The organism is Proteiniphilum sp. UBA1028 (assembly GCF_002316955.1).
Lineage (GTDB): Bacteria > Bacteroidota > Bacteroidia > Bacteroidales > Dysgonomonadaceae > Proteiniphilum.
On record NZ_DCEN01000053.1, the window covers coordinates 22072 to 32369 of the forward strand.

A 10298-nucleotide genomic window follows, 5' to 3' on the forward strand; every position below is an offset into this window, starting at 1 on the left:
ACCCAAAACAAGTGTATGTCAAAAAATAGTTTCCTTCGTGCGCCGCTTGTCAACTACGGAGAAGTAAAAGAGCATAAATACGACCTGGCCATCCTCCCCTGGGGAGCAATTGAGCCTCACAACTACCATCTCCCATACCTGACGGACTGCATCCTCACCTACGAGATTGCCTGCGACAGTGCCGACAAGGCCTACGAGCAGGGTGTAACCTGTATGGTGTTGCCTCCCGTCTGGTTTGGATCCCAAAACGGGGGACAGTGGAACAAGCCTTTTTGTGTTCATACCCGTAGTGAAACACAGAAAGCGATTCTCGCCGATATTGTGACCTCCCTTCACGGACAAGGATTCCGGAAACTGGTCATCATCAACGGACATGGTGGAAACAGCTTCAAGCCATATATCAGGGACCTGGGGATGACATTTCCCGATTTCAGGGTGGTGGTGGCCGACTGGTACGGCATCGTTCCTACCGGTGAGTATTTTGAGGAGAAACCCGATGAGCATGCCGGCGAACAGGAAACTTCCGTGATGCTTCACTACCATCCGGGTCTTGTCGCAATGGAGCAGGCCGGAGATGGTAGTGTGTCCCCCTCGAAAATAGCTGCAATAGATAAGAAAATAGGGTGGATGCCCCGTCACTGGGACGAAATTTCATCGGATACCGGTATTGGCAACCCGAAAAAATCGACAGCCGAGAAGGGTGCCCGTTACGTACTGGCTGTGACCGAAAAAATCAGGGAACTGCTTGTCGATTTGAAAGAGGCACCCTAGGCTTTTTATTGCTGAGTAAGAACAAATAAGCCGGATAATGCTTTTTAAAGCGCATAAATTATCCTATTTTTGTCTGTTCTTTCTGCAGCAGCCAGGTAGTTCTTGGAACATGTAAAGCATAAGATAAAACATCAAAATAATAATTGAAGTCAATATGAGTAAACAGAGAGAAAAACTTTTCACTGATTTTCCTCCCGTCACCACCGAAGAGTGGATGGAAGTAGTGACCAAAGACCTGAAAGGGGCTGATTTTCAAAAAAGACTGGTGTGGAGAACCAACGAAGGGTTTCAAGTAAATCCTTTCTATCGTGCAGAAGACGTAGAAGGTTTCCCCGCCTTGGAGAACCTACCGGGGCAATTTCCCTATGTTCGTGGCACCAAAAAGGACAATGTGTGGTATGTGCGTCAGGAGATCGATGTGCAGGATTTTGCCGAAGCCAACAAAAAAGCGTTGGCACTTTTGGAACGCGGAGTTACCTCTTTTGGTTTCCGTTTGCCGAAGAATGCACTTTCGGCAGAAAATATGGAGATTCTACTTCGGGGTATAGCACCCGACAAGGTGGAGTTGAACTTCCGTACATGCATTTCGCGTACTGCTGAAATGGCCCGGTTGGTGGTCGATTATGTCAAGGCGCAGAACCTGAATGTTATGGAGTGTTTTGGCTCCATTGAGTTTGACCCCTTCAGAAAGATTCTGAAAAAAGGAATGGACGAACCCAATTGGGTGGAAAAAGCAGTGGAGCTTGTACAGATTACCGCACCTCTTCCACGCTACCGCGCCATCTCCGTGACCGGCAACAGAATGAACGATGCTGGCGCATATAGTTACCAGGAGCTGGGCTACAGCTTATCATACGGCAATCAGGTATTGTCGGAGCTGATAGAGAACGGTATTGATCCCTCTACAGCTGCCAAAAAAATAAAGTTCGAATTTGGTGTGGGCTCCAACTACTTCATGGAGATTGCCAAATTCAGAGCTGCCCGCTGGTTGTGGGCCGAGATCGTGAACGCCCACAAGCCTCCCTGTGCGCACGATTGCGACAACAAAGCCGTGGATGGTACCTGCCGTTGTGCAGCGAAGATGAACATACACGCAACGACATCCCAATTCAACCAGTCGCTTTACGACCCCTATGTGAACCTGTTGCGCACACAAACCGAAGCCATGTCGGCCACCATCGGTGCTGTAGATTCACTGACAGTGCGCCCCTTCGACGAGACGTTTGAAACACCTACTGCTTTTGCAGAACGCATTGCCGTGAATCAGCAACTGCTACTGAAGGAGGAAGCTCACTTCGATAAGATAACCGATCCTTCTGCAGGTTCTTATTACATAGAGACCCTTACCGATTCGTTGGCTCAGCAGGCATGGAGGCTCTTCCTTAAAACGGAAGAAACAGGATTTTATGCTGCCCTGAAGGCCGGCACCGTGCAAGACGCAATCAATGCTTCTGCGGACGCCCGTTCCCAGGCTGCGGCCAACCGCAAAGAGATATTGCTTGGCACCAACCAGTACCCCAATTTTCGGGAGACTGTTGCCGGGAAAATGGAAGACAAAGAATCGCACGGCTGTGGCTGCGGTGCAAATGATGCCCCCACACCCCTTAAGAAGCTCAATACAAAGCGTCTTGCCGATGCATTCAATGCATTACGCCTGGCGACCGAACAAAGTGAAAAAACACCCAAAGTGTTTATGCTCACCATCGGTAACCTGGCCATGCGTCTGGCTCGCTCACAGTTTTCGAGCAACTTCTTCGCCTCGGCCGGTTATGACCTGATTGACAATCTCGGTTTCAACACCGTGGAAGAAGGCGTACAGGCAGCCCGTGAACAAGGAGCTGATGTGGTGGTGCTTTGTTCCAGCGACGACGAATATGTCACGTATGCCCCCGAAGCGTTCAACCTGCTCAAGGACGGCAAGGAATTGTTTGTGGTAGCCGGCGCCCCTGCATGCATGGACGAGTTGAAAGCAGCAGGTATTGAGTATTTTATCCACGTTCGTAGCAACGTGCTGGAAACATTGCAAATGTTCAACGAGAAACTGTTGTGATTTAAGATTCTAAAACCAAGAATCAAGAATCGAGATGCAAGATTCAGAATAATCCATCACCAACTGACAAGCAGAAAGCTGAGTGCAGACAACAGACAAACAGAAAGCCGCAGAATGGACGGAGAAGGAAAATTAAAAAACTGGATTCTGGTGGCCCACCCGTGGGCTCTTCCCGCCTCGGTATCTCCGGCGCTGGTCGCCCTTTCTTATGTGTTTTATCTCAATAAGACAGGTGCAATTGGCGAAGTGAACCGGGCCAATGGCATTGTGGCTCTTTTGGGTGTTGTCCTGTTCCATCTTGCCGGCAACCTGATTGGCGAATACCACGATTTTGTGAGTGGGGTAGATGTAAAAGAGAAAACCGGTCCCCGGCGCCTGATTGTAGAAGGCCTGTTCAAGCCCGGGACGGTTCTTTATTACGGCTATACAATGCTCTTCGCGGGTATTGGGGTGGGGGTGTGGCTCTTTTTGAAGAGCGGCTGGCCCCTTCTGATCATTGGTGGCATTGGCATCATCAGCTCCACACTGTACTATAAGTTCAAGTACGCGGGGTTGGGTGATCTCCTCATCTTCGTTTGTTATGGGCTTTCCATTGCCATGGGAATGGTGTATGTGATGACCGGCCAGCTTATATGGAAGACCCTGCTGGTGGTCGTTCCCACCGGATTGCTTGTTGTGGCTATCCTTCACGCCAACAATACCCGCGATATGCTGCAGGATAAGGCTGCCGGTATTCGTACCCGGGCAATGATTCTGGGCCTCGAAGGTTCTCAGGTTGCTTACCAAACCTTGTTGCTGGTCTCCTATCTGGTGATCGCCTTCGCGGTTATGGGAAAGCTGCTTAGCCCACTGGCGTTTCTGGTGCTGTTTAGTTTCCCGCTCGCGATCCGAAACATCAAATCCATAAAAAGGGCCACGATGAATGATTTGGGGATTATCTGTTTTCTTGATGGTCAAACAGCCAAACTGGTCTTGATATTCAGTCTCTTGCTGGCAGTAGCCAATTTTATTGCTCCCTACATTTAATATTGAATATGTTACAAAATCAACATACAGAACGTGAATTAATAAGCAATATTAACGATGTGGAAATAAGAACTCAGAAATTTGTAATCGGAAATAAAAAATAAAAAACAAGTCCAAATAATATGAAACCTAATTTTAAGGAAATAGACATTCAATCGGATGGTTTTTCGGCCGTCGACGCAAACGAGTGGGCTGAAAAGAATGAAATCAAAGCCGATTGGCTCACACCGGAACAGATACCGGTGAAACCCGTGTATACCAAAGAGGACCTCGAGGGCATGGAGCATTTGAACTATGCTGCCGGAATAGCTCCTTACCTGCGCGGGCCTTATTCTACCATGTATGTGATGCGTCCCTGGACCATCCGTCAGTATGCCGGCTTCTCCACGGCTGAAGAGTCCAACGCTTTCTACCGCCGTAACCTGGCATCGGGACAAAAAGGACTTTCCGTGGCTTTCGACCTTCCCACACATCGCGGTTACGATGCCGATAATGAGCGAGTGGTGGGCGACGTGGGTAAAGCGGGAGTCTCCATCTGCTCTGTGGAAGACATGAAGATCCTGTTTGACGGTATCCCTCTGAACAAAATGTCGGTCTCCATGACCATGAACGGCGCCGTACTGCCCATCCTGGCATTTTACATCGTGGCTGCACAGGAGCAGGGAGCCAAGCTGGAAGAGATGGCAGGAACCATCCAGAACGATATCCTGAAGGAGTTCATGGTGCGCAACACCTACATCTATCCGCCCGAATTCTCCATGAAAATTATTGCCGACATCTTTGAGTTTACCTCACAGAAGATGCCCAAGTTCAACTCGATCTCCATCTCGGGGTACCATATGCAGGAGGCCGGTGCCACCGCCGATATTGAGCTGGCATATACGCTGGCCGACGGAATCGAGTACCTTCGTGCTGGCATGGATGCAGGCATTCCGGTGGATAAGTTTGCCCCGCGATTGTCGTTCTTCTGGGGTATCGGGATGAACCATTTCATGGAGATTGCCAAGTTACGGGCAGGACGTCTGCTGTGGGCGAAGATCGTGAAGAGCTTCGGTGCTGAAAATCCCAAGTCGATGGCTTTGCGCACGCACTCACAGACATCAGGATGGTCGCTCACCGAACAGGATCCCTTCAACAACGTAGGACGCACCTGCTTAGAGGCGATGGCTGCTGCCCTGGGACACACCCAGTCGCTCCATACCAACGCGCTGGATGAGGCCATTGCGTTGCCGACCGATTTCTCGGCTCGCATCGCCCGAAATACCCAGATATACATCCAGGAAGAGACGCAGATTACAAGGCAGGTAGATCCGTGGGCCGGTTCCTATTACGTGGAATCACTCACCCAGGAGCTGGTAGATAAGGCATGGACCCTCATTGAAGAGATCGAAAAGCTGGGCGGTATGGCCAAAGCGATCGAAACAGGCATTCCCAAGATGCGTATTGAGGAGGCTGCCGCACGTACACAGGCCCGTATCGATTCCGGCGTACAGGCAATCATCGGCGTAAACCGCTACAGACTGGAACAGGAAGACCCCATCGATATTCTGGATATCGACAATACCGAAGTGCGTAAGCAGCAGGTAGAGCGGTTGAATCAGCTGAGAGCGACCCGCGATAACGAAGCGGTACAAAAAGCGCTGGATGCCATCACCCACTGTGTGGAAACCAAAGAAGGCAACCTCCTTGCCTTGTCGGTAGAAGCAGCACGGGTGCGTGCAACATTGGGTGAAATCTCCGATGCCTGCGAGAAGGTAGTGGGACGTTATAATGCAATCATCAGAACAATTTCAGGCGTGTATTCATCAGAATCAAAAGCAGATGCAACGCTCGAGGAAGCGCGTGCACTTACCGATAAGTTTGCCCGGAAAGAAGGGCGCAGGCCCAGGATCATGGTCGCCAAGATGGGCCAGGACGGGCACGACCGAGGTGCCAAGGTGGTAGCTACGGGCTATGCCGACTGTGGTTTCGACGTGGACATGGGACCTCTGTTCCAGACACCGGCTGAGGCTGCCCGTCAGGCTGTGGAGAACGATGTACATGTGCTGGGGGTCTCTTCGCTGGCTGCCGGACACAAGACACTGGTGCCGCAGGTAATCGAAGAGCTGAAGCGTCTGGGCCGCCCCGACATCGTTGTGATTGCCGGGGGTGTGATTCCCGCGCAGGACTACGATTTTCTCTACCGTGCCGGCGTAGCAGCCATCTTTGGCCCCGGAACCTCCGTCACCAAATCGGCCTGCGACATCATGCATGTGCTGATGGACGAGTAACCGTCGGGTACGATTTATATCATTACCATTCCGCTCCCCAACCCCGTTTTAACAAGACGGGCAGGGGAGCGGATTTTTTTTGTAACCGAAAGAATAGAGCGTGTGTCATATCACCAGAAAAAGTGATAACACCCGATGCAGGAATTTCACCGCGCGCAATCAATTCCTTTCACGGCAACTCAACGGTTTTCCATTCAAACAAAAAACAGTTATGATACAGAAAATAGTTCTATTCTTTCTTTTGGGCGGCATTCTTTTGCCCATTCATGCACAGATACACGGTACGGTACAGGATACTGACAGCAATCCCATAGAATTTGCCAATGTGGCACTTTATACCGTACCCGACTCCGCGCTGATTGCCGGAACCATTACCAACCAGGAGGGTCAGTTTACCCTCAATGCTAACTACAGCAGTGACGCCTTTCTCAAAGTATCCTTTGTCGGGTACGAAACCCGGATGGTGGAGGCATCAAAAGATCAACTTATCGCCTTGTCACCTGAAACCACCGAGTTGGGTGAGCTGGTGGTCAACGGCGATCTACCCCGGATACGGGTACGGAGCGATGCCTTGGTGGCCTCGGTGGAGAACACGGTGCTGAGTAAGGCGGGTACCGCCAACGATGTACTGAAAAGGCTCCCGGCGGTGACGGGTGATGACGGCGCCTTTGAGATATTCGGCAAAGGAGCCGCCAAGATCTACATCAACAACCGGGAGATGCGCGACGAGTCGGAGCTCGACCGGATCAGCTCTGCCGATATCCGGGAGGTGGAGATTGTTTACAATCCCGGAGCGCGCTACGACGCCTCCGTGAAAGCAATTATCCGTATCTATACCGTACGTAAAGTGGGTGATGGCTTCGGGTTCGACCTCCGATCCACCTATCTGCAGACGGAGAATACCGACCTGCGGCAGCAACTCAACATCAACTATCGGAACAACGGCTGGGACCTCTTTGGTACCGTCAAGTACGAACGATATGCCTACCTGCAGGAAAGCGTCATTCGGCAGAGTACCTACGTAGACACCCTCTGGACACAGCAAAATCAGCTCAGGGTAGATGGCCTCTCCAACCCCTTCACCGCCGTGGGCGGCATCAATTATGAATTTTCTCCCAAACATCAGGCAGGGGTGAAGTATACCCTGACCACCTTCCCTGGAAATAACGGAGCAACGGCCAATACTACCAGCGATGTCTTTGCCAACGGCTTTTTCTACGACCGCTGGGTGAGTCGCGACAACCAGCAGCAGGAGCAGCGCCCCCGCCACCGGATCAATGGATACTACAATGGCACCTTCGGCAAGCTGACAGTCGATTTTAACGGTGACCTCTACCGCAGCAGCCAGACCTCCATCTCCAATATCACCGAGACCAGCGAGGAGTTTGACGATCGCCTGATCCACTCTGCCAACCAGATTCACAACCGACTGATTGCAAGCCGCGCCATTCTCACATATCCGCTATTGGGCGGTACCCTTACGGTTGGCAACGAGTTTACCCAGACGCGGCGTGAAGACGACTACCAAACCAGCAACCCGGTGATTCCTTCTTCCAACACGGCCATTCATGACCAGAACCTGGCTTTCTTTACCGAGTACAGCCACTCCACTTCATTGGGCCAGTTCACGGCAGGCCTGCGTCACGAAAATGTGAAGTGGGGTTATTTTACAGATGGCGAAAGAAATGCCGAACAGAGCAGACACTACGCCCAATGGTTCCCGGCATTCACCTACAGCAACAGCTTTGGCAACGTGCAATTGCAGATGAGTTATTCCGTCAAGACTATTCGTCCTGCCTACTGGCAGCTGGGAAGCAACATCTTCTACGCCAATCGTTTCACCATGCAGACGGGAAACCCCTTCCTGAAACCTTCAACCTTGCACGATGTCTCGCTGATGGGCTCCTGGCGCTTCCTGCAACTGGCGGTCTCCTATAAACAAGAGAAAGACATCATCATTCAATGGGCTGAACAACTGGAAGAGAATCCGGCAGTCACCCTGCTCTCGCTGATCAACCTGGATAATATGCCCAGCTTGTCCGCTTTTCTGACAGCCTCTCCCAAGGTAGGAATATGGAGTCCCCAGGCCAGCATCGGACTCAACTCCCAATGGCTCGATATGGAGATACGAGGAGAGCATGTACGGATGAACCGCCCCGTACTTGTTGCCTCACTCAATAACTCATTCTCGCTACCGAAGGGTTTTCTGATTACTGTTGATGGGCGCTTCCAGGGTAAGGGATTTCACCAAAATTTTCGTACAACGGAAAACCAGTACGTGGTTAATGCAGGCATCACCAAATTCCTTTTCCAAGACCGTCTTTCGCTTACACTCAAGGGACACGACCTCTTCCACGGTCAGAAGATGGGCATCTTCGCCTATAACGACCGGCTCGATATTTACCAGTTCTCAAAGTGGGATACACGCGAGCTGGAATTCACGGTGCGTTATCAGTTCAACACGGCTAAGAACCGGTACAAAGGCAATGGCGCCGGTGATAAGGAAATCAACCGAATGAATTAATTTGCTGTTAAGGAGTCGATTTTACGACAGATGAGGGTGAAATCACATTGTGATTCACCCTCATCTGTATTCGGTTTCATGTAAGGCTAAAGTGATGAAGTCAAAAAGTGATATCTTCCACTACTAGCCTTCATCATAAATAATCAATATTGTTAAACTCCTCATACAAACAAACCGTTTCGTTGACCAAAATGTCAAGAGGCAAATAATTTTCTACTTTCAAGGGTAGACGGTAAACCAGATATTCAATAATTGACTTTGTTGCCAAGTATCCCTGGGCATCTGGCCTTTGACAGATTAAGTAATCAATGTAACCTGATTTAATTGCGTGAATATTCTTTTCCGTCATATCGATGCAGACTAATTTGATGTTATTTATATTCTTTTTTTCAAAATAATCAGCAATCACATGCCCTCTTGAATTCAGGACAATTGCACCATGAATGTTTGGGTTCTTTTCAAAATAATCTCCAATAAGATCGTCATTCCTGCTTAAATCCAGTGCGGAATACATTACACTGTGCAGTTTGTTTGTGAGTTTTTTGTCTTTTAGATATGCTAAAAAACCTCGTTTTCTAAGAATTGTTGTGTTAGCACTTTCATCACCAATTCTCTCAGCCTGGAATAAGACTAATTCAGAATTAGATGGTGTTAGTCCTGTTATTAATTTTGACATTATATAACCGCAAGTATATGGATCTGCCACGAAAAACGCGAGTGGAGATGTGTTCTCAACCACTGAATCTACAAAAACATATGGAATCTTCAAGTATTCGAGTTGGCTAATAAGATAAATTGTTTCGTCTCTGAAAGTCGGACCTATGATAACCGCATCCGCATCATATTTGCTTACTTCGTCAAAGGTTTTTCTACAGTCATATATGTCAAATTGATTGTAATAGAAAAATTTCACACTAATATCAACCCCTTCATATTTTTCTATTGCCCTTTTTATTCCACTCTCCAGGGCGTCCCAGTATTCGCCCTCCGTAAATTGAGGAATGGTAATACAAAGTTTGTATGTTTTTCTTAAAGCGAGTGCCGATACGTGAATATTCGGCTTATATTCCATCTTTTCAATGGCCTTTTCAATAGCAATCCGACTTGCTTCCGATACGCTCCCCCTGTTATAAAGCACGCGATCTACCGTGCCTACTGATACACCTGCAAGCTTTGCAATATCTTTTATTGTTATTCTTTTCGACATATACAATATTTATTGACGTGAAAATTAATAAATTTCTAATTACAAAGATATAAATTTTTAAATGTGTAGCAACACGGTATGGATTTTATTGGTAAAATTGTATAATAACCTGTATCATTGCTTGATAGGTGTTTTTTATTTATTGTTTTATAGATAAAGTGTGAATCATTAAGAAATAATAATATAAATTTAACCATAAAACAGGAGCTTATCTTTAAAAAACACATATCTTTGTGTTGCAACACGGTCCTAATATTGTGTAGCAACACGTTCCTGATATATAGGGTGTTAATATGTATATCTATTCCCGGTGGTTTTGAATTCATGTATTAACGGACTGAATTTGATATTTATAAACAATGTTTTTTAATTATTCCATGAAGGTGTGATGGAATATTTGTGCAAAAGAGTAAAAAAAGAGATACCATATCATCCGGAAAGCTGTTCGAT

Annotated in this window: 6 protein-coding genes; 5 read left to right on the forward strand and 1 reads right to left on the reverse strand. The window is 48.3% G+C overall.

What is annotated here, in order from left to right; genetic code table 11:
• Positions 1 to 15: 15 nt before the first annotated feature.
• From B3Z75_RS10010 to B3Z75_RS10030, 5 genes are all read left to right on the forward strand, one after another.
• Positions 16 to 771, forward strand: coding sequence for a creatininase family protein (locus tag B3Z75_RS10010; protein WP_294071060.1), 756 nt, complete (start codon positions 16 to 18; stop codon positions 769 to 771).
• A gap of 154 nt (positions 772 to 925) precedes the next feature.
• The gene (locus B3Z75_RS10015) at positions 926 to 2821 is read left to right on the forward strand and encodes a methylmalonyl-CoA mutase family protein (RefSeq protein ID WP_294071063.1); all 1896 of its coding nucleotides are present in this window, start codon (positions 926 to 928) and stop codon (positions 2819 to 2821) included.
• Between the two features lie 114 nt (positions 2822 to 2935).
• The gene (locus B3Z75_RS10020) at positions 2936 to 3847 is read left to right on the forward strand and encodes a prenyltransferase (RefSeq protein WP_294071066.1); all 912 of its coding nucleotides are present in this window, start codon (positions 2936 to 2938) and stop codon (positions 3845 to 3847) included.
• A gap of 122 nt (positions 3848 to 3969) precedes the next feature.
• On the forward strand, positions 3970 to 6117 hold the full coding sequence (gene scpA, locus B3Z75_RS10025) for a methylmalonyl-CoA mutase (protein ID WP_294071069.1): 2148 nt from the start codon (positions 3970 to 3972) through the stop codon (positions 6115 to 6117).
• 211 nt (positions 6118 to 6328) lie between these two features.
• Positions 6329 to 8641 carry an outer membrane beta-barrel family protein gene (locus tag B3Z75_RS10030; protein ID WP_294071072.1) on the forward strand — a complete coding sequence of 771 codons (2313 nt, stop codon included), beginning with the start codon at positions 6329 to 6331 and terminating at the stop codon, positions 8639 to 8641.
• Positions 8642 to 8774: 133 nt separating this feature from the next.
• Here B3Z75_RS10030 and B3Z75_RS10035 read toward each other — a convergent pair whose 3' ends face one another.
• Positions 8775 to 9848, reverse strand: coding sequence for a LacI family DNA-binding transcriptional regulator (locus tag B3Z75_RS10035; RefSeq protein WP_294071075.1), 1074 nt, complete (start codon positions 9846 to 9848; stop codon positions 8775 to 8777).
• Between the last annotated feature and the right edge of the window lie 450 nt (positions 9849 to 10298).

Bases quoted from the DNA above. Each gene is read 5' to 3' on its own strand.
- scpA (WP_294071069.1), top strand. From the start codon at position 3,970: ATGAAACCTAATTTTAAGGAAATAGACATTCAATCGGATGGTTTTTCG.
- B3Z75_RS10010 (WP_294071060.1), top strand. From the start codon at position 16: ATGTCAAAAAATAGTTTCCTTCGTGCGCCGCTTGTCAACTACGGAGAA.
- B3Z75_RS10035 (WP_294071075.1), bottom strand. From the start codon at position 9,848: ATGTCGAAAAGAATAACAATAAAAGATATTGCAAAGCTTGCAGGTGTA.
- B3Z75_RS10020 (WP_294071066.1), top strand. From the start codon at position 2,936: ATGGACGGAGAAGGAAAATTAAAAAACTGGATTCTGGTGGCCCACCCG.
- B3Z75_RS10015 (WP_294071063.1), top strand. From the start codon at position 926: ATGAGTAAACAGAGAGAAAAACTTTTCACTGATTTTCCTCCCGTCACC.
- B3Z75_RS10030 (WP_294071072.1), top strand. From the start codon at position 6,329: ATGATACAGAAAATAGTTCTATTCTTTCTTTTGGGCGGCATTCTTTTG.